This window comes from Janthinobacterium sp. BCJ23 (genome assembly GCF_059617945.1).
The window spans coordinates 48,861-68,564 of record NZ_JCAQAW010000001.1 but is presented as its reverse complement, the minus strand read 5'-3'; the positions used below and the strand labels follow the sequence as shown (position 1 = coordinate 68,564).

General features: G+C 64.6%; 21 protein-coding genes. 17 read left to right on the top strand and 4 right to left on the bottom strand.

Translation table 11 applies throughout. The features are described from left to right. Positions 1 to 162: 162 nt before the first annotated feature. The 3 genes from AC54AG_RS00305 to AC54AG_RS00295 are packed head-to-tail and all read right to left on the bottom strand — an operon-like array spanning position 163 to position 2,770. Complete coding sequence (locus tag AC54AG_RS00305; RefSeq protein WP_081367940.1) at positions 163 to 513, bottom strand: ribonuclease E inhibitor RraB; 351 nt, start codon at positions 511 to 513, stop codon at positions 163 to 165. Positions 514 to 536: 23 nt separating this feature from the next. Next, positions 537 to 2,051, bottom strand: a complete 1,515-nt coding sequence (locus AC54AG_RS00300) for a sensor histidine kinase N-terminal domain-containing protein (RefSeq protein ID WP_496629256.1) — start codon at positions 2,049 to 2,051, stop codon at positions 537 to 539. Further along, positions 2,048 to 2,770 carry a response regulator gene (locus AC54AG_RS00295; protein ID WP_034750889.1) on the bottom strand — a complete coding sequence of 241 codons (723 nt, stop codon included), beginning with the start codon at positions 2,768 to 2,770 and terminating at the stop codon, positions 2,048 to 2,050. The genes AC54AG_RS00300 and AC54AG_RS00295 overlap by 4 nt, the downstream gene beginning before the upstream one ends. 214 nt (positions 2,771 to 2,984) lie before the next feature. Here AC54AG_RS00295 and AC54AG_RS00290 point away from each other — a divergent pair, with 214 nt between their 5' ends. The 5 genes from AC54AG_RS00290 to AC54AG_RS00270 all read left to right on the top strand — a co-directional run bounded on the left by AC54AG_RS00290 (position 2,985) and on the right by AC54AG_RS00270 (position 9,153). Next, a complete protein-coding gene (locus AC54AG_RS00290) occupies positions 2,985 to 4,046 on the top strand; it encodes a porin (protein ID WP_128142349.1) in 1,062 nt (353 codons plus the stop codon). A 3-nt stretch (positions 4,047 to 4,049) separates the two neighbouring features. Then, entirely contained in the window at positions 4,050 to 5,045 is a 996-nt protein-coding gene (locus tag AC54AG_RS00285; protein ID WP_331778311.1) for a Bug family tripartite tricarboxylate transporter substrate binding protein, read from the top strand. Between the two features lie 43 nt (positions 5,046 to 5,088). Next, a complete protein-coding gene (locus AC54AG_RS00280) occupies positions 5,089 to 6,186 on the top strand; it encodes an ABC transporter substrate-binding protein (RefSeq protein ID WP_496629255.1) in 1,098 nt (365 codons plus the stop codon). A gap of 69 nt (positions 6,187 to 6,255) precedes the next feature. Beyond that, the gene (locus tag AC54AG_RS00275; protein ID WP_072454034.1) at positions 6,256 to 8,046 is read left to right on the top strand and encodes an ABC transporter permease; all 1,791 of its coding nucleotides are present in this window, start codon (positions 6,256 to 6,258) and stop codon (positions 8,044 to 8,046) included. A gap of 33 nt (positions 8,047 to 8,079) precedes the next feature. Then, complete coding sequence (locus AC54AG_RS00270) at positions 8,080 to 9,153, top strand: ABC transporter ATP-binding protein (protein WP_070305197.1); 1,074 nt, start codon at positions 8,080 to 8,082, stop codon at positions 9,151 to 9,153. Positions 9,154 to 9,249: 96 nt separating this feature from the next. Here AC54AG_RS00270 and AC54AG_RS00265 read toward each other — a convergent pair whose 3' ends face one another. Then, on the bottom strand, positions 9,250 to 9,624 hold the full coding sequence (locus AC54AG_RS00265) for a hypothetical protein (RefSeq protein ID WP_152546426.1): 375 nt from the start codon (positions 9,622 to 9,624) through the stop codon (positions 9,250 to 9,252). A 213-nt stretch (positions 9,625 to 9,837) separates the two neighbouring features. Here AC54AG_RS00265 and AC54AG_RS00260 point away from each other — a divergent pair, with 213 nt between their 5' ends. Genes AC54AG_RS00260 through AC54AG_RS00205 form a run of 12 tightly spaced genes read left to right on the top strand, consistent with a single transcriptional unit; the run spans position 9,838 to position 19,699 of the window. Beyond that, on the top strand, positions 9,838 to 10,599 hold the full coding sequence (locus AC54AG_RS00260; protein ID WP_070305199.1) for a beta-ketoacyl synthase chain length factor: 762 nt from the start codon (positions 9,838 to 9,840) through the stop codon (positions 10,597 to 10,599). Then, entirely contained in the window at positions 10,592 to 11,383 is a 792-nt protein-coding gene (locus tag AC54AG_RS00255) for a lysophospholipid acyltransferase family protein (protein ID WP_070305201.1), read from the top strand. The genes AC54AG_RS00260 and AC54AG_RS00255 overlap by 8 nt, the downstream gene beginning before the upstream one ends. Beyond that, positions 11,376 to 11,630: a phosphopantetheine-binding protein gene (locus tag AC54AG_RS00250; protein ID WP_034750401.1), complete on the top strand. Its 255-nt coding sequence runs from the start codon at positions 11,376 to 11,378 to the stop codon at positions 11,628 to 11,630. Before AC54AG_RS00255 ends, AC54AG_RS00250 begins: the two co-directional genes overlap by 8 nt. A 19-nt stretch (positions 11,631 to 11,649) precedes the next feature. Beyond that, the gene (locus AC54AG_RS00245) at positions 11,650 to 11,916 is read left to right on the top strand and encodes an acyl carrier protein (protein ID WP_374106831.1); all 267 of its coding nucleotides are present in this window, start codon (positions 11,650 to 11,652) and stop codon (positions 11,914 to 11,916) included. A 3-nt stretch (positions 11,917 to 11,919) separates the two neighbouring features. Then, on the top strand, positions 11,920 to 12,465 hold the full coding sequence (locus AC54AG_RS00240) for a COG4648 family protein (protein ID WP_070305203.1): 546 nt from the start codon (positions 11,920 to 11,922) through the stop codon (positions 12,463 to 12,465). Further along, positions 12,458 to 14,290, top strand: coding sequence for an ApeI family dehydratase (locus tag AC54AG_RS00235; RefSeq protein ID WP_496629254.1), 1,833 nt, complete (start codon positions 12,458 to 12,460; stop codon positions 14,288 to 14,290). Before AC54AG_RS00240 ends, AC54AG_RS00235 begins: the two co-directional genes overlap by 8 nt. After that, complete coding sequence (locus AC54AG_RS00230) at positions 14,284 to 15,372, top strand: class I SAM-dependent methyltransferase (protein ID WP_070305207.1); 1,089 nt, start codon at positions 14,284 to 14,286, stop codon at positions 15,370 to 15,372. Before AC54AG_RS00235 ends, AC54AG_RS00230 begins: the two co-directional genes overlap by 7 nt. Continuing rightward, positions 15,365 to 16,120, top strand: a complete 756-nt coding sequence (locus AC54AG_RS00225) for a glycosyltransferase family 2 protein (protein WP_496629253.1) — start codon at positions 15,365 to 15,367, stop codon at positions 16,118 to 16,120. Before AC54AG_RS00230 ends, AC54AG_RS00225 begins: the two co-directional genes overlap by 8 nt. Beyond that, a complete protein-coding gene (locus AC54AG_RS00220; RefSeq protein ID WP_072454035.1) occupies positions 16,117 to 17,088 on the top strand; it encodes a lysophospholipid acyltransferase family protein in 972 nt (323 codons plus the stop codon). The genes AC54AG_RS00225 and AC54AG_RS00220 overlap by 4 nt, the downstream gene beginning before the upstream one ends. Beyond that, positions 17,075 to 18,643 (top strand): HAL/PAL/TAL family ammonia-lyase, encoded by a 1,569-nt coding sequence (locus AC54AG_RS00215; protein ID WP_496629252.1) that lies wholly within the window; start codon positions 17,075 to 17,077, stop codon positions 18,641 to 18,643. Before AC54AG_RS00220 ends, AC54AG_RS00215 begins: the two co-directional genes overlap by 14 nt. Further along, entirely contained in the window at positions 18,636 to 19,091 is a 456-nt protein-coding gene (locus AC54AG_RS00210; RefSeq protein WP_034750379.1) for an acyl-CoA thioesterase, read from the top strand. Before AC54AG_RS00215 ends, AC54AG_RS00210 begins: the two co-directional genes overlap by 8 nt. After that, positions 19,088 to 19,699 (top strand): LolA family protein, encoded by a 612-nt coding sequence (locus AC54AG_RS00205; RefSeq protein WP_034750377.1) that lies wholly within the window; start codon positions 19,088 to 19,090, stop codon positions 19,697 to 19,699. Before AC54AG_RS00210 ends, AC54AG_RS00205 begins: the two co-directional genes overlap by 4 nt. Positions 19,700 to 19,704 lie beyond the last annotated feature (5 nt).

Below are 19,704 nucleotides of genomic sequence, written 5' to 3'. Positions count from 1 at the left end.
GCGTGATGTTGTCGGATTACGGCGCCCACGTCCATGTGGTCATGGCCAGTAGGTCGGATTAGTGCGGCAAGGCCGGACGTAATCCGACAACATTGTTGGCGTGACCGATGGTGCTGTCGGATTACGGCCCTTCGGACCTGATCCGGCCTGCGCCTACACCGCTCAAGGCGCGGGGACGGGGCCCACGTCCATGCCGTCATAGCTGGCCAGCTGGTTGTCCTGCGCAAACGCCATCAGTTCGCCATTGCGCGCGTGCAGGCTGTCGACGCCATGCACTTCGGCTTTTTCCACGTGCAGCACCCACACGGGCGGAGCCGCCGGATCGTCGAGTTCCGGCTGGTACAGTTCCACGGGCCGGTAGCCCTGCAGCGCCAGCAGGGTGGCGGCCTGCTCCAGCGGTTCGGAGGTGGGGTTGGTGAAGTAATAGCCCCACAGCAGCGGCTGGGACAAATCCCACGGCGCATTCTCGGCGATATTGGCAAACAGTTCGGTTACGTCGTCTTTGGTCATCATGGCTGCGGGCTTTCATTAAAATCTCAGGGCGCGATCTTAGCACCGACTGGCGCCGGGGCGAAATACACGCCGACTTTCAATCCATGCCCATTCGCCGCCGTCGCCAGTTCCAGCCGTGCGCCGTGCAGGGCCGCAATGTCGCGCACGATGGCCAGGCCCAGGCCGGCGCCGCCCGGATTGCTTTCGAGCGCCGCGCCGACCCGGTAGAACGGCGTGAACACGCGTTCGCGTTCCGCGGGGGGGATGCCGGCGCCGCTGTCTTCCACTTCCAGCAGCGTTTCGTTTCCATCGCCGCCCGCGCGCACGCGCAGGATTACGCTGCCACCCGGTGGCGTGTAGCGCAGGGCATTGTCGACCAGATTGGCGACAAGTTCATGCAGCAGCAGGGCCTGGCCATGCACGGGCGCTTCGTCGGGCGCTTCTAGCGACAGGTCGATATTTTTGGCGACGGCGGCCATGGCCATTTCCAGCCCTACCTGCTGCGCCATGTCGCGCAGCGCGACGGTGTCCATGGCCAGATTCTCGCCGCCATGCTCGATGCGCGCGAGAGTCAGCAGGCGGTTGGCCAGCAGCACGGTCGAATCGGTGGTGACGGCGATCGAGCGCACGATGTCGCGCAGGGCGGCGATGTCCGGCGGCGCGCCCGCCTGGCGGTCGCATTCGCGCATGGCCAGTTCGGCCTGGGTTTTCAGCACCGTCAACGGCGTGCGCAGCTGGTGCGAGGCATCGGCGATGAAGCGGCGCTGGCTGGCGATCAGCTGCTGCAGGCGCGACATGGCGCCGTTCATGGCGCTCACCAGCGGGCGCATTTCCTTGTGCACCAGCGTGGGATCGACGTCGGACAGGTCGGACAGGGTGCGCGTCTCGACTTCCGTTTTCAGGCGCATCAGCGGGCGCAGCACCAGGCGCACGGCAAACCACACGAGGGCGCCCATCACCAGTATCATCGCCGCCTGCCAGCTCAGGGTATCGAACAGGATCTGGTTCGACAGGCCGCGCCGCGCGTCCAGCGTCTCGGCCACCTGGATCAGTGCGATGCCGCGCATCGAGTCGTCATACACGGGCTGCAGCAGGGCGGCAATGCGGATCGGCTTGCCGTGATAGTCGGCGTGGTAGAAGCGCACCAGGGCCGGATAATTCTGCGAGCGGGGTACGTTTTTCGGCACGGGCGGCAAGTCGCCATAGCCCGATACCAGCTCGCCGTTGATGCCCGTGACCTTGTAGTAGATGCGGCCCAGGGTGTCGGTCTCGAAGCTGTCGAGCGCCACGTAGGGCACTTCGGCCACCACCTTGCCGTTGACGATGGAGACTCTTTCGGCTAGCGCCCGCGTCGACGCCAGCAAGGAGCGGTCATAGGCCATGTCGGCCGCGTCGAGCGCGTTGCGGTACACAAAAACGGCATCGAGCAGCACCAGCATCACCAGCGGGATGAGCAGCCAGCGCAGCAGCTGGCTGCGCAGGCTGCCCAGCGGCCGGCCCTGCGCCCAGCGCCGGCGCAGGCGCTCGAACAGGGGCAGGCTTGGGGCGCGCACGCTCATTTTGACGCGGCCGGCGCCATCGCGCTGCGCGGCTGCAGCAGGTAGCCGATGCCGCGCAGCGTGGTGATGACGGCACCGTCGGGCGAACCGGTTTCGACGCCGCTCTCGAGTTTCTTGCGCACGCGGTGGATATACAGTTCGATGGCGTCCAGGTTGGCGTCGTCGGCCAGCGCGAAGACTTCGTCGAACAGCTTTTCCTTCGACACTGCGCGCCCGGAGCGCGTGATCAGCGCTTCGAGCACGGCGTGTTCGCGCGGCGTCAGGGGGAAAGGGGCGCCGGCATAGCTGAACATGCGCGTGACGGTGTCGAAACTGAGCGCGCCGCACGTGTGCACGAGCGCTTCGTTGCCCTGGCTGCGGCGCAGCAGGGCTTTCACGCGTGCTTCCAGTTCGGCCAGTTCGAACGGCTTGGCCATGTAGTCGTCGGCGCCCAGGTTCAGGCCCTGTACTTTTTCATCGAGGCCGCCGCGCGCCGTGAGTATCATGACGGGAGTCTTGCCGCGCGTGCCGCCGCGCGCGCGCAGGCGGCGCAGCACGTCCAGACCATCCATCTTCGGCAGGGTCAGGTCGAGCAGCACCAATGAATATTCCTGCGTATGCAGCAGGGCGTCGGCATCGGCGCCGTTGTGGGCGGTCTCCACCGTCAGGTGCGCGTCGCGCAGGGCCTTTGCCAGCCAGTGCGACAGCTCCAGATGGTCTTCCACTAATAATATGCGCATGGTCTCCGCCATTCGTTTGAATTGGTGCAGTGTAAGCCTGTCGGCACGCCGCCGACAGGGGCCGCAATGAATTTGTTGGTATTGCCTGTGGCTGGCCGGCGACACCTGTCAGTCTGAAAGCCAATTGAAAGGATCGCGATCATATAGTGTGATCCTGATTCATGAAATTGATCAGGCATATCACTAATAACTATATCTAAGGGAGACACTCTACATGAAGAAAACTGCATTCTCGCTGGCCGCCATGGCGGTACTCGCCGCAGCCGGCAGCGCCCACGCCCAATCGAACGTCACCCTGTACGGCCGTCTTGACGCCGGCATCAGCAACACCAGCAACGCCGGTCCGAACAAAAGCTCGATGACGCAAGTCAGTTCCGGCGGCATGAACACGTCGCGCTGGGGCATCCTGGGCAGCGAAGACCTGGGCGGTGGCTTGAAAGCAGTGTTCAATCTGGAAGGCGGCATCCTCGTCGACACGGGCGCGGCCGACGGCGCGCTGTTCAAGCGCCAGGCCAACGTGGGCCTGGAAGGCGCGTTTGGCCGCGTCGTACTGGGACGTTCGTTCACCACCGTGTATGACTTCGTGCTGCCATTCGACCCGATGGCCTATGCGCCGTTCTACTCGTGGGCCACTTCGGCCAACGCGACGGGCCCGAGCAAATACGGCATGACGACGGCCTTCGACAATATGGTCAAGTACTCGGGCAAGACAGGCGGCTTCAGCTACGGCGCATCGTACGGCTTCGGCGAACAGTCGACGGGCAGCTCGGACAGCGCCAAGCTGTCGACGGCCGTCACCTACAAGACTGGTCCGGTCAGCCTGCTGGCCACGTATGAACAGGTCAACGGCAACACCATCGCCGGCGGCGCGCGCGACAAGACCACCGTCTACCACCTGGGCGCCATGTACGACGACGGCCCGTGGAAAGTGCAGGCGGCGGCGCGCGACTACAAGCTCGATCCGGCTGCCTCCGGCAAGGCCGACGTGCGCGGCACCATGTACTGGGGCGGCGTCAGCTACAAGACCACACCGGTCATCACCCTGACGGGCGTGATCTACTACCAGGACGTGAAGAACGTGGCCGCCAACCTCGATGCCGATCCGATCATGTACGTGGCGCGCGTGCGCTATGCCCTGTCCAAGCGCACCGACCTGTACGTGGCCGGTGCTTACGCCAAGGCCAAGCACAACCAGCTGGTCAGCCTGTCGCGTGACGACGCCGGTTTCGGCGACACGCAGCGTGGCCTGATCGCCGGCATCCAGCACCGCTTCTAAGGCATGACCATGCTGCGCACCGTGTTCCTGTCGCTGCTGTTGTTGTCCGCGCTGCTGCCGGCGCTGGCAACGGCCGCCGCGCCTGAAGTCGACTGCGTGGTGCCGTCCAAGCCGGGCGGCGCCATGGACCTGACCTGCAAGCTGGCGCAGAAAGGGCTGCTGCAGCCCGATCCGGCGGTGGCGGCGCCGTTCGCGTCCTCGGTGCGCATCAGCTATCTGCCGGGCGGCATCGGTGCGGTGGCGTGGCGTTCGATGGGTTCGCAGCGCCGACGTGCCGAAGCCAACACCCTGGTGGTGTTTTCGGGCGGCTCGCTGCTGAACCTGGCGCAAGGAAAGTTCGGCAACGCCAAGACGGGCGACGTGCGCTGGGTGGCGGCGCTGGGCGCCGACTACGGCATGATCGCCGTGCGCAGCGACTCGCCCTACAAGAGCCTGGCCGACCTGATCGCCGCGCTCAAGCGCCACCCCGACAAGGTACTGATCGGCGTGTCCGGCACCATCGGCAGCCAGGACTGGCTGAAGATGGCGCTGGTGGCGCGCAAGGCCGGCATCGACCCGAAAGTGCTGCGCTTCGTGGCGCTGGAAGGCGGCGGCGAGATCTTCACGGCGATGCAGGCCGATTACGTGCAGGTGATGTCGGGCGATACGTCGGAAGCGACCCTGAACGCGGGAGACAGCCATGCGCGCGTGCTGGCGGTGCTGTCGGAAAAGCGCCTGCCCGGCGTGCTCGCCGGCGTGCCGACGGCGCGCGAGCAGGGCGTCGACGTGGTCTGGCCCATCATCCGCGGCCTGTGGATGGGACCACAGGTGCCGGAAGCGGATTACCAGCGCTGGGTGGCCACGTTCGACCGTGCCATGGCCACGCCGCAGTTTGCCCAGTGGCGCACGCAATCGGGCATGTATCCGTTTGCGCTGACGGGCGACAAATTGACGCAGTACGTGAACCAGGCAGTCGAACGCTACTCCAGACAGGCGGCCGAACTGGGCCTGATGCGCTGAATCCTATAGCAAACCATACAACAATCACAGACGGAGACAAACCATGCAAACCAAGACCATTCTCGCCATCGCCCTGGCAGCCGCTTTCTCGGGTAGCACCGGCGCCGCTTTCGCCCAGGTGCCGGCAGGTTATCCGGCCGACTACCAGAAGATCATCGACGCGGCCAAGAAGGAAGGCAAGGTGGTGATCTACAGCGCCACCGACAGCAAGGCCGCCGCGCCGCTGATCAAGGATTTCAGCGCCCTGTATCCGGGCATCTCGGTCGAATACAATGACATGAATTCGACGGAAGTGTACAACCGCTTCATTTCCGAAGTGGCCGCCGGCGGCAATACGGCCGACGTGATGTGGTCGTCGGCGATGGACTTGCAGATGCGCCTGGCCTCGGACGGCTACGCCCTGAAATACAAATCGGTCGAAGCATCCAAGATCCCCGGCTGGGCCATGTGGGACGACCAGGCTTACGGCACCACGTTCGAGCCTGCCGCCATCGTCTACAACAAGCGGTTGCTCGATCCCAAGGAAGTGCCGAAGAACCACGACGACTTCGTCAAGCTGATCGCCACGCCGAAATTCAAGGACAAGGTCACCACCTACGACATCGAAAAGTCGGGTGTGGGCTTCATGTTCATGTCGCAGGATGCGAAGGAATATCCGCAGTTCCTGGCGCTGCAAAACGCGTTCGGCACGGCCAAGGTGCGCGTGCAGTCGTCGACGGGCACCATGATGGAGCGCATTTCGTCGGGTGAAAACCTGATCGGCTACAACGTGCTGGGCTCCTACGCCCTGGTGCGTGCCAAGACCGACCCGTCGATCGGCGTCGTGCTGCCCAAGGATTACACGCTGATCCTGTCGCGCGTGCAGTTCATCAACAAGAACGCGAAGAACGTCAACGCCAGCAAGCTGTGGCTCGACTACATCCTGTCGCACCGCGGCCAGACCATCATCGCGAACGGCGCCAAGCTGTACGCGATTCGCGCCGACGTCACGGGCGAGACCACCTCGGCGGACCTGATCAAGGAAATCGGCGCGGCCAACATCAAGCCGGTGCCGGTGCACCCGATCATCCTGCAATTCCTGGGGCCAGCCAAGCGCATGGCCTTCTTGAAGCAATGGAAAGAAACAGCCGGCAAGAAGTAACGCCGTCCTGGCCGTCCGCAGGCCCGTGCCCGCGGACGGATGCCGTACCCTTCATTCATTGGATTCATCATGCAAACTGCTATCTTGCCGCTGCCTGCACGGTCGCGCTCTCCCTTGTCGCGCCTGAACTGGCCGCGCGGCGTGGTCGTGGCGATCACCATGGTCGCCATTTTCCTGCCGCTGTTCCTGATTTTTTACCAGAGCTTTTTGAACGCGCCGTTTTTCATGCCGGTGCGCGAATTCGGCTTTGACTCCTACCGTTTCATCTTCGATGATCCCGATTTCTCGATGGCCTTCAAGAATGGCCTGATGCTTGCCTGCGGCCTGACCGTGATTGCCGTGCCGCTGGGCGGCATGCTGGCCTTCCTGATGGTGCGCACCGACTTGCCGGGCCGCGGCTGGGTGGCGCCCATGCTGCTGGTGCCGATCTTTGTCTCGCCGATGGTGATGGGCTTTGGCTACGTCGTGTCGATGGGGCCCGTGGGCTTCTACTCGGTCTGGGCCAAGGAGCTGTTCGGCTTCGTGCCCTGGAATATTTATTCCTTCACCAGCATCGTCATCATCGCCGGCCTGACGCACGTGCCGCACGTCTACCTGTATGCCTCGTCGGCCCTGAAAAGCCTGGGTTCGGACGTGGAAGAGGCGGCCCGCGTGGCCGGCGCTTCACCGGTGCAGGTCATGCTGAACGTGTCGCTGCCGATGATCATGCCGGCGCTGGCGTATGCGGGCGTGCTGGTGTTCTTCCTCGGCTTCGAAGTATTCGGCCTGGTGCTGGTGCTCGGCGATCCGGAAGGCCACCTGGTGCTGCCGACCTATCTGTACAAGCTGACCAACAAACTGGGCACGCCGTCGTACCACCTGATGGCCGCCGTTGCCGTCTGCCTGGTGATGGTGACCATGCCGCTGGTGATGATACAGCGCTGGCTGCTCAAGTCCGCCAACAAATATGTGTCGATCAAGGGCAAGGGCGCGCGCAGCAAAGCCATGCCGCTGGGTCGCTGGAAGTGGCTGGCGTTTGCCTTGCTGGCGGGCTGGCTGATCTTCACCATCATCCTGCCGCTGACGGGCATCGTGCTGCGCTCCTTCGTGCAATACTGGGGCGAGGGCGTGCACCTGGCCGACGTGCTGACCTTGCAGCATTTCCGCGATATTTTCGACCAGCCATCGCTGGTGCGCGGCATCGTCAACACGATCCTGATCGGCGTTGTTGGCGGCGCGCTGGCCGTGGGCTGCTACAGCTTCATCGCGCTGGCCATGCACCGCAAGCAGGACGGCGTCACGCGCCTGCTCGATTACAGCGTGCTGGTGCCGCGCGCCGTGCCGGGTTTGCTGGCCGGCCTGTCGTTCCTGTGGGTGTTCCTGTTCGTGCCGGCCTGGCTCGACGGCATGTTGAAAGGCATGGACAACGGCGTGGCCCTGTGGCTGAGCGGCCATGTGATCCCCGTGCTGCGCGAAGTGCGCTCGACGATCTTCGCCCTGTGGCTCGCGTATTCGGTGGTGTGGATGGCCTACGGCATGCGTTTGATTTCCACCGCGCTGCTGCAAGTGGGGCCGGAGCTGGAAGAGGCGGCGCGCGCCGTCGGCGCCAACCGTGGCCAGGTGACGCGCGACGTGACCCTGCCGCTGATCAAATACGGCTTGCTGGGTGCCTGGCTGATGGTGTTCCTGATCTTCGAGCGCGAATATTCGACGGGCGTATATCTGCTCTCGCCGGGCACGGAAGTGATCGGCGCCATGCTGGTATCGCTGTGGGCGGGCGGCTCGACCGACCTGGTGGCGGCGCTGTCCTTCATCAATATCACCCTGGTGGCCATCGGCCTGGGCATCGCGCTGCGCTTCGGCGTGAAGTTACACAACTGAGTTGCATAACTAAGAATAGACTGAGACCACATCATGAATGAATTGACCGTCAATGAGCTGTACCTGGACTACGGCACCGGCGCCTCCGCCAACCAGATCCTGAAGGGTGTCTCGATGCACCTGAAAAAAGGCGAAGTGGTCGCCCTGCTGGGGCCTTCGGGCAGCGGCAAGACCACCTTGCTGCGCGCCGTCGCCGGGCTGGAAAGCCCGAAGGCGGGCACGATCGAGATCGGCGAGCGCAATGTCTTCGATGGCGCGAAGCATTTCGAAATGCCGGCCGAGCACCGCAACCTGGGGCTGGTGTTCCAGTCGTACGCGCTGTGGCCGCACAAGACCGTGTTCGACAACGTCGCCTACGGCCTCAAATTGCGCAAGATGGGCAGCACGGAAATCGCCGCGCGCATCAAGGAAGTATTGACGCAGCTGGGCCTGGGCCACCTGGGCGAGCGCTATCCGCACCAGCTGTCCGGCGGCCAGCAGCAGCGCGTGGCGATCGCCCGTGCGCTGGTGTACAACCCGCCCGTGATCCTGCTCGACGAACCGCTGTCGAACCTGGACGCCAAGCTGCGCGAGGAAGCGCGCGCCTTCCTGCGCGAACTGATCGTGCGCCTGGGCCTGTCCGCGTTGATGGTGACGCATGACCAGGGCGAGGCGATGGCCATTTCCGACCGCATTCTGCTGCTCAATAACGGCAAGATCGAGCAGCAGGGCACGCCGCAAAGCATGTATGAAACGCCGGACACCCTGTTCACGGCCGAATTCATGGGCAGTAACAACCGCTTGCCCGGCAAGGTGGTGCAGCGCGAAGGCAACCAGGTGCGCCTGCTGGTCGATGGCGCCTCCATGCAGGGCGTGGCGCGCGGCGCCAACGTGGGCACGGAAGTGACCACCATGATCCGTGTCGAGGAAGTGAAGATCAGCGCCACGCAGGTGGACAACGCCATCGAGCTGCCGCTGCTGACCTGCATGTACCTGGGCGACCGCTGGGAATGCCTGTTCGAGCGCGGCGGCGCCGAGAACATCAGCCTGCGCGCCTATTCGCGCCACAAGCTCGAAGCGGGCAAGTACTGGCTGCACATGCCGGCCGATAAGCTCTGGGTGTTTTAACGGTATCGCGGTGGCCACCTTGGCGCGCAGTCTGTGCCGCGCTGGCCACCGGTTTTGCATCGCCCCCGTATTTCACGGCGCCCGTGCCGGCCTTTCTCATTCTCCATACGCGGTGATCGCCGGCGCCTTGCCGTTCACGCTGGCGCCATGCCACCGCCTTCTTTGCCATGGCCGTGGATGGCATTGCTGGCCGCTCCATTCTTTTCCCTGCTGACAAGACAACGCCGCCATAGTTGAATCGGCCGGCTGAAACTCGCATAAAGCAAACGCTCTGTATTGCCCTTGCCGCGCGCCCTTTAATCCTCGCTGCCGCCATGCGCGGGTAATATGGGGGCGCCGTTGCGCCATGCCGCATGTGTTATCTAAAAACAACGCTCTTATATGTCGCATGCCCGGCTTGTCTTGATCATGGATAAAAAACACCCGTTCCGAGAATGCCGATGGTTTGCCGGAAAAGGCTGATTTTTCCATCGGAAGAGAATGGATACGAGTGTTACAAATAGTAACTAGGGCGGGGTATTCTTTAAAAGACGGGTTTTGTATTTACATTTAAAAAGTTGCCGCATGGCCATTTATTTTAGTTATTTTTACTTCCATCGTTTATAATTTGAAAAGAACGCCGGCGAGGCTTTTTGCGCAGTTTTGACGTGAGTTCGCCCTTTTTTTGAGCTCAGGAAAATGCATATGCGCACCGATGGTGTCCGTTTTTCAATTGTCAGACATGCCGCATGGGCACCGGGCCTGGAAACGCCGCAGCAATGGCAGGCGTGGGCGCAAAGCGCCTTGCCCGTCGCGCCGATTGCCGCTGCCGGCGAGCCGGGCGTGCGTGCGATGGCGCCGATGCTGCGCCGCCGCGCCGGTCAGCTGGGCAAGATGGCGCTCGAAGTGGCGTACACCTGCCTCGGCGAACAGCGCGATATTCCGCTCGTCTTTTGTTCCCGCCACGGCGAGGTGGCGCGCGCCGTCGAACTGTTGTCGGCGCTGGCCCAGGGCGAACCCCTGTCGCCGACGGCGTTCGGCATGGCCGTGCACAATGCCAGCGCCGGCCTGTTTTCCATCGCCCGCGCCGATACGGCGAATCAGCTGGCCATCGCCGCCGGTGCGGCCAGCCTCGAAGCCGCGGTGATCGAGGCGTGCGGCTTGCTGGCCGATGGCGCGGCGCAGGTATTGCTGGTGCTGGCGGAGTGTCCCTTGCCAGTGCCATTTGAAGCTTTTGAAGACTGTCACGAGCAATCGCATGCGTTTGCCTGGCTGCTGCAGGCCGAGGCTGCCCCGGGCACCGCTTTCAGCCTGACGTGGCGTCCCCGCAGCGGTGATGATGCGTTGGCGGCTGCCCCCGGCGCCATGCCGGGCAGCCTGGCCGTGTTGCGATTCATGCTCGGCGAGGCCCGCACGTTCGTGCACGCGGCCAACCGCCAGGCATGGTGCTGGAGCCGCCATGCATAAGCTGGAGGCTGTTCGCGCCGGCATATCGATAGGCTGGCGCACGATCGCGACCGCGCTCAGTTTCGCCGCCTTCGGCCTCGGTGGCTTGCTGTTGCGCGTGCTGGTGTTCCCCGTGCTGCAGGTGCTGGTGTGGCGCCGCGACACGCGCATCGCCTGCGCGCGCGCCATCATCCGCTGGAGTTTTCGCCTGTATATCGGCCTGATGCGTTTTCTCGGCGTGCTGCGCTATGACTTGCGCGGTCTCGACAAGCTGGAACGCGGCGGCTTGCTGATCCTGGCCAATCATCCAACCCTGATCGACACGATTTTCCTGATGGCGTATGTCAAGCAGGCCGATTGCATCGTCAAGTCCGATTTGTGGAATAACCCGTTTACGGGCGGCCCCGTGCGCGCGGCCGGCTATATCAATAACACGGGCGGCGCCGAACTGGTGGACGCCTGCCTGGCATCGCTGGAGCGCGGCAATAACCTGATCATTTTCCCGGAAGGCACGCGCACGCCATGCAGCGGCGAAGTCGTGCTGAAGCGGGGCGCGGCGAATATCGCCGTGCGCGGCCGCCGCGACGTGACGCCGGTGCTGATACGTTGCCTGCCCAGGACCCTGGGCAAGGGCGAGCCATGGTGGCGCGTGCCGGCCCGCCGTGCGCATTTCGAGATCGCCGTGCAGGACGACCTGGCGATCGGCGAGTTTACCGGCGGTGGCGCCAGCGACGTGATGGCGGCGCGCACCTTGACCACTCATCTGCAACATTACTTTAGCGGGAAACAGGAACAACATGCTTGAACAAGAAGTGAAGGAACTGATCATCGAGGCGCTGCAACTGGAAGACGTGAGCGCTGCCGATATCGATACGGATGCACCCCTGTTTGTCGAGGGCCTGGGACTCGATTCGATCGATGCGCTGGAACTGGGCGTCGCCCTGCAAAAAAAATATGGCATTTCCCTGTCGGCCGATTCGGCCGATACGCGCCGCCACTTTGCCTCGGTACGGGCGCTGGCGGCGATGGTTGACACTCACAGAAAGAAGTAAGGAGCAGCAAATGGTAGATATGAGCGCAATGAGCCGCGATGAACTGTACGCATGGGTGGTGCAGCTGCTGGCCGAAATGTTCGAGCTCGATCCGGCGGCGCTGACGCCGCAATCGAATCTGTACGCCGAACTCGATATCGACAGCATCGACGCGGTCGACCTGGCGGTCAAGCTGAAGCAGCTGACGGGCAAGCGCCTGCAGCCGGAAGTATTCAAGACCATCCGCACGATCGACGATGTGGTCGAAGCGCTGCGCGCGATGTCGGTGTCGGAACAGGCGGCGTAACGCGTGCTGCTCAATGCCGTCGCGTTGCTGCTGACCGTACTGTATCCGCTGGCGATCTGGTTCGGTCACGGCCAGGTCGAGCCACGCTGGCTGGCGCTGCTGCTGTTGCTGGCTGCCGCCTGCCGCCTGCCCGCGCTGAAGCTGCAGCGCGCCGCGCGCTGGTCGGTGGCGGCCGCACTGCTGCTGGCCGCCATCGCCCTGTGGAGCAACCTGCTGCTGCCGCTGAAACTGTATCCGGTACTGGTCAACGTCGTCTTGCTGGCCACCTTCGGCTACAGCCTGTGGGCGCCGCCGTCGGTGGTGGAACGCCTGGCGCGCTTGCGCGAGAAGGATTTTCCACCCGCCGCCGTGCGCTATACGCGCCGCGTGACGCAGGTCTGGTGCGGTTTTTTCATCGTCAATGGCGGCATCGCGCTGGGTACGGCACTGTGGGCCAGCGAAGCCGTCTGGTCGCTGTACACGGGCGTCATCGCCTATATCCTGATGGCCCTGTTATTTGGCGGCGAGTATCTCGTCCGCCTGCGTTTTAAGCGTTTGCACCATGCCTGAATCCTCGTTGCCGCAAGCTCCCGTGCCTGACGCACATACGCCGATTTCCCCGCTGGCGCGCCTTGCGCTGTCCATGCATGGCCGCCCGCCATCCATGCCCGTCGGCTGGCGCGATGGCGCGGTACTCGATCATGCGCACTTTGCGGCGCGCATGTCCGCCTGGGCCGGCTTGCTGGAAGGCCAGGCAGGACGCCATTTCGCTTTGTATCTGGACGACAGCATCGAGTTTGGCGCCGCCTTGCTGGGCGCCTGGCAGGCGGGCAAGACCGTCTGGCTGACGGCCGATACGCTGCCGGCCAGCTGCGCTTCGCTGGCTGCGTCCGTCGATGGTTTCCTGGGGCAGTTCCCGGCTGCGCATGCGCCGCTGCCGCTGCCAGCGGACAGCCTGGCCGAGCGTGCGTGGACGCAGCTTGCCGACGATTTCCCGGCGCTGGTGGTGTACACCTCGGGCAGCACGGGCGCGGCGCAAGCGATCCCGAAAAAACTCTCGCAGCTGGCCAGCGAGGTGGTCACGCTGGAGCGGCTGTTTGGCGAACACGCCGATGGCGCGGCCGTCGTCGCCACCGTCTCGCACCAGCATATCTACGGCTTGCTGTTCAAGGTCTTGTGGCCGCTGGCCGCCGGGCGTGCCGTGCATGCGCACAGCGTGGATTATCCGGAACAGCTGGCCGCCTTGCTGGCGCGCGGTCCGTGCGTGCTGGCCGCCAGCCCCGCGCACCTGAAACGCCTGCCGGAACACATCGACTGGTCCGGCGCGCGCGCGCAACTGCGCGCCGTGTTTTCCTCGGGCGGTCCGCTGGCCCTGGACAGCGCGCTGGCGGCGGGCCATTTGCTGGGCCGCGTGCCGCGCGAAATCTACGGCAGTTCGGAGACCGGCGGCGTCGCCTGGCGCCAGCGCGTGCCAGAGCACCCTGACGACGAGAGCTGGCAGGGTTTTCCTGGTGTGGACTGGCGCCTGATGGATGACGGCGCGCTGGAAGTGCGTTCGGCGCACCTGGCCGACGATGGCTGGCTATGTTTGGCCGACCGCGCGCGCGTAACGGCACCAGGGCGCTTCCAGCTGCTGGGACGCAGCGACCGCATCGTGAAGATCGAAGAAAAACGCATTTCCCTCAATGCCATCGAAGCGGCATTGCTGGCCACGCCGCTGGTGCTGGATGCGCGCGTGCTGCTGTGCGATGCGCCGGCCGGCGAGCGCCAGAAGGTGGCCGCCTTTATCGTCTGCAGCGCCGCCGGCCGCGCGCTGCTCGACGCCGAAGGCAAGCTGGCCCTGAATCGCCAGCTGCAAACGGCGCTGGGCGGCCAGGTCGACGCCGTTGCCGTGCCGCGCCGCTGGCGCTACCTGGAACAACTGCCCATCAATGCGCAGGGCAAGACGACCCAGGCGCTGTTGCTGGCATTGCTCGAGAAACCCCGCTTGCCGCATGCGCGGCTGATCGAGCGTTCGGCCGAAGGCGAAACGCCACGGCTGCTGTTCGAGCTGCACGTCCCGGCGAATCTGTTCTATTTCGAGGGCCATTTCACGGGCGCCCCCTTGCTGCCCGGCGTGGTGCAAGTGGAGTGGGCGCTGCACTTCGCGCGCCAGCACCTGGACCTGCCCGCGCGGTTCCGCGCCATGCATGCGCTGAAATTCCAGCAGCCGGTCATGCCGGACCGGCCCGTGCGGCTGGCGCTCGAATACGACGCGCCCAAGGCCAGCCTGCAATTTCGTTATCTGTCGGACGCCGGCCAGCATGCCAGCGGCCGCATCCTGTTTCATCCGAATGCCGCTGCCGTTCCCGATGGCGGCGCCGATACACCCACTCCAGCAGCGAGCGCATGTTAGATAAAAAATTCTCACCCGAACGCCAGACCGCCTTTGCCGCCCGTTTCGAGGCGCAAAAAATCGCTTTCGGTCCCGTCGTCTTTCAATGCGTGCGCTATGCCTGGAAGCGCGGCATGCTGCAGGCCCTGGCCGACACGGGCCACAGCGGCCTGACGATTGCCGACATGGCCGCCAGCGGCCGCTGGACGGAGTATGCGCTGAAGGTGGCGCTCGAATCGTGCCTGTCTGCCGGCGTCGTCTCGCTGCGCGATGGCGCGTATGTGCTCGATAAAGTCGGTTTTTGCATGCTGACGGACAGCATCACCCAGGTCAACCTGGACTTCATGCATGACGTCTGCTACCAGGGCTTGTTCGACCTGGACCGCTCGCTCGACGCCGAGCAGCCGCTGGGACTGGCCGCGCTGGGCGACTGGCCCACCCTGTACCAGGGCCTGTCGGCCCTGTCGGAGCCGGCCAAGGGCAGCTGGTTCGCCTTCGATCACCATTATTCGGATACATCGTTCCCCGAGATATTCCCGGACGTCTTCGCCACGGCGCCGCGCCGCATCATGGACATCGGCGCCAATACGGGCAAGTTCGCCAGTGCGGCGCTGGCCTACCATGCGGGCGTGGAACTGCACCTGGTCGACCTGGAGCGCCAACTGGCGGTGGCCGACCGGACTCTCACCGATGCCGGCGTGCGCGAGCGGGCCCATTTGCACGCCTGCGACCTGCTCGACGACGCGGCGCCGCTGCCGGCCGGCATGGACCTGATCTGGATGAGCCAATTTCTCAGCTGTTTCAGCGAGCCGGCCATCGCCAGCATCCTGCGCCGCGTGGCGCAGGCGCTGGGGCCGAACGGGCAAGTGCTGATCATGGATACCTTCTGGGACCGCCAGCAGTACGATATCGCCGCCTACTGCCTGATCAACACCTCGCCGTACTTCACGGCCATGGCCAGCGGTAACAGCAAGATTTACCAGAGCACCGACTATATCCGCCTGGCGCAAGCGGCCGGACTGGAATTGCTGACCACGCGCGACGGTATCGGCTATTGCCATTCGCTGCTGCGCTTTGGCCGCGCCGGAGCACACAGTGACTGAAGTGCGTTTTCAACCGTGCATCGTGATCCCCGTGTTCAATCATGAATACGCGATCGGCGCCGTGGTGCAGCGCCTGCTACCGCATGGCGTGCCGCTGATCCTCATCGACGACGGCAGCGCCTCTGCCGGCGCGCGCACCCTGGACGCGCTGGCCGCCGCGCATCCGTCGCGCGTGACCCTGCTGCGCCATGCGCACAACCAGGGCAAGGGCGGGGCGGTACTGACGGGCTGCGGCCACGCGCATGCGCACGGCTACAGCCATGCGCTGCAGATCGATGCGGACGGCCAGCACGAAACGGACGACGTGCCGCGCTTCCTGGCGCAGGCGCAAGCCACGCCGGCGGCGGTGGTGATCGGCTATCCCGTGTACGACGCCTCGGTACCCAGGGCGCGCTACTACGGCCGTTATGCGACGCATATCTGGGTATGGATCAATACCCTGTCGCTGCAGATCCGTGACTCCATGTGCGGTTTCCGCGTCTATCCGCTGGCGCCCCTGGCGGCGCTGGCGCAGCGTGGCGTGCTGGGACAGCGCATGAATTTCGACACCGATGTGCTGGTGCGCCTGTACTGGGATGGCTTGTCGATGGCGAATCTGCCCACGCGCGTCGGTTACCCCAGCGACGGCGTCTCGCACTTTGAACTGTGGCGCGACAATGTGCTCATTTCGCGCATGCACGCGCGTCTGTTTTTCGGCATGCTGTGGCGCGCACCGCGCCTGCTGGCCCGCCACTGGCGCGCGCGATGACGGCAGCACCGCAGCAGCCGCGCGGACACTGGTCCGGCTTCAATGAAGTCAGCTTCGTGGCCGGCATGCGCCTGCTGTTCTGGATCTGCCGCGTCTTTGGCCGCTGGCCTTTCCGCATCGTGCTGTACCCGGTGCTGGCCTGGTACGTGCTGACCAAGCCGCGTGCGCGCCGCGTGTCGCGCAGCTACCTGCGCCGCGTCGCGGCCTGCGGCGGCCCGGCAAACCTGGGCGTGCTGCGGCACTTTGCCACGTTTGCCGAAACCATCCTCGACAAGATGCTGCTATGGGGAGGCTTGTACGACACGCGTAGCGTGAGCCTGCATGGCGTCGATGGCGACGATGGCGTCAACCGCTGCCTGGACGAGGGGCGCGGCGCCTTGCTGATCTGCGCCCACCTGGGCAACCTGGATTTGTGCCGCGTGCTCTCGCAGCGCAATACGCGCTTGAAGCTGACGGTGCTTGTGCACACGCGCCATGCGCAAGCGTTCAACCGCATGCTCGAGACGCTCAATCCGGACAGCCAGCTCAATCTGATGCAGGTAACGGAAATCACGCCCGCCACGGCCATGCTGCTGGCGGAAAAGGTGGCGCAAGGCGAGTTCGTGGTGATCGCCGGCGACCGCGTTCCCGTCTCGCCGCAGCCGCGCGTGGCTGTGGCGCCGTTCCTGGGCCAGCCGGCCGCTTTCCCGATCGGCCCGTATGTGCTGGCCAGCGTGCTGCAATGCCCCGTCTATCTGCTGTTTTCCATGCGCATCGGCCAGCGCTCCGAAATACATTTCGAACTGTTCCGCGAGTCGCTGCACCTGCCGCGCAAGGCACGCGAGGCGATGCTGGCCGAACTGGCGGCCGCCTATGCGGCGCGCCTGCAGTACCACTGCCTGCGTGCGCCGCTCGAATGGTTCAACTTCTACGATTTTTGGCAACTCCCCGATACTTCAAGACTGGATACTCCCGATGCAACTCGCTGACCTGAAAAACACCCGGCGCGCCGTCCGCTTCGACCGCGAGCGCCTGCGCATCGAAGACATTACCGACATCGCGCATGGCCGGGCCAGCGCCGAACTGTCCAGCGACCCCGTCTTTCTGGCGGCGATCGCGCGCGGCGCCGATTTCCTCGACCGCCTGCTGCGCGAGGATGGCACCATCTATGGCGTGACCACGGGCTACGGCGATTCTTGCACAGTGACCGTGCCGCCGGAACTGGTGGCCGAACTGCCGCACCACCTGTACACCTATCACGGCTGCGGCCTGGGTGAATTCTTCACGCCGGCACAGACGCGCGCCATCATGGCCACGCGCCTGGCGTCGCTCTCCAAGGGTTTTTCCGGTGTCAGCGTGGAACTGCTGGCGCAGATCGCGCGCCTGCTCGATGCGGGCCTGCTGCCGCTGATCCCGTCGGAAGGCTCGGTCGGCGCCAGCGGCGACCTGACGCCGCTGTCCTATCTGGCGGCCGTCTTGTGCGGTGAGCGCGAAGTGTGGCGCGACGGCGTGCAGGTGCCGGCGCAGCAGGCGCTGCGCGAAGCGGGCATCGCGCCGCTGCGCCTGCGTCCGAAGGAAGGCCTGGCGATCATGAACGGCACGGCCGTCATGACGGCGCTGGCCTGCCTGGCGTATGAGCGCGCCGAATACCTGACGCGGCTGACGACGCGCATCACGGCCATGGCCTCGTTTGCGCTCGACGGCAACGCGCACCATTTCGATGAAACCCTGTTCTCCGTCAAGCCGCATCCCGGCATGCAGCAAGTGGCGGCCTGGCTGCGCGCCGATCTGCCCACCGATTCCTGGGAGCGCAATGGCAAGCGGCTGCAGGACCGCTACTCGATCCGCTGCGCGCCGCACGTGATCGGCGTGCTGGCCGACGCCTTGCCTTGGCTGCGTTCGTCGATCGAGAATGAACTCAATAGCGCCAACGACAACCCGATCATCGACGCCGAAGGCGAACGCGTGCTGCATGGCGGCCATTTCTACGGCGGCCATATCGCCTTCGCCATGGACAGCATGAAGAATACGGTGGCCAACCTGGCCGACTTGCTGGACCGCCAGATGGCCTTGCTCGTCGACAGCCGCTATAACCAGGGCTTGCCGGCCAACTTGTCGGGCGCCACGGGCCCGCGCGCGGCCATCAACCACGGCCTGAAGGCATTGCAGATCAGCGCCTCCGCCTGGACGGCCGAAGCGCTGAAGCTGACCATGCCGGCCTCCGTATTTTCGCGCTCGACCGAATGCCACAACCAGGACAAGGTCAGCATGGGTACCATCGCCGCGCGCGACTGTCTGCGCGTGCTGGAACTGTGCGAGCAGGTGGCCGCGGCCCTGCTGATTACCGTGCGCCAGGGCGTCTGGCTGCGCTGCAAGGTCAATCCCGACGTGCCGCCGCAAGCGGCGCTGGCGGCGATGTTGGAAGCGCTGGCCGCCGATATCGCCCCCGTCGAGGAAGACCGCCGGCTCGACCCGGAACTGCGCGTGCTGCTCGAACGCATGCGCGCCCAGGCGTGGCCACTGTACGGAGCCGTGAATGACTGAGACGCATAAAGTGCGCGGCAAGAAGGCCACGCCCAGCCGCTGGCATGCCGAAGTGGAGATGCAGGTGCAGTTCTTCGACCTGGACCCGATGGAGATCGTCTGGCACGGCCGCTACGTGAAATACCTCGAAGTGGTGCGCTGCGCGCTGCTCGACAGCATCGGCTACAACTACGTCGACATGAAGGCCTCCGGCTATGCCTGGCCCGTGATCGACATGCACTTGCGCTATGTGGCGCCAGCCACCTTTGGCCAGCGCCTGACCTTGCGCGCCGACCTGGTGGAGTGGGAAGACCGCTTGAAGATCGAGTACCTGGTCAGCGACAGCGCGACGGGCAAGCGCCTGAACCGCGCCAGCACGACGCAGGTGGCCGTCGATATCGCCAGCGGCGAGATGTGCTTTGCCTCGCCGCCCATCTTGTTTGAAAAATTGGGATTGAAGGCCGTATGAAAAAACAATTCAAAATCCTGCTGGCGGGCCTGTGCCTGCTGGCGATGGCGCCGCTGCACGCGGCCGCGCCGGTAGCGAAGATCGAGGCCATGCTGGCCAAGCCGCAGCAGCTGTGCGGCCGCTTCGACCAGAGCAAGCAGCTGGCCGGCATGAAGAAGGCACTGGCGTCGAATGGCCGCTTTTGCGTGGTGGCCGGAAAAGGCGTGCTGTGGCGCACCTTGCAGCCGTTTCCGAATACCCTGCGCCTGACGCGCGACGAGATCGTGCATTTTCAGGGCGAGCGCGTGGCCATGCGCCTCGACGCGAAGACGGAACCGGTGGTCAAGATGATCAACAGCGTGCTGTTTTCGCTGCTGGCCGGCGACCTCGCGCAACTCGATACGCTGTTTGAAGTGGACGGCAGCATCGATGGCGGCACCTGGCAGGTGGCACTGAAGGCGCGCCAGCCGGCGCTGGCCAAGGCCATCGGCAGCATCCGCCTCGATGGCGGCGCCTTCGTGAAAAACATCAGCATCAGCGAAGCGAGCGGCGACCGCACGAGCATCGTGTTCTCGGCGATTGAAACGGGACCGTCCGCCATCACGGCGCAAGAGGCGGCCCTGTTTTGAACGCA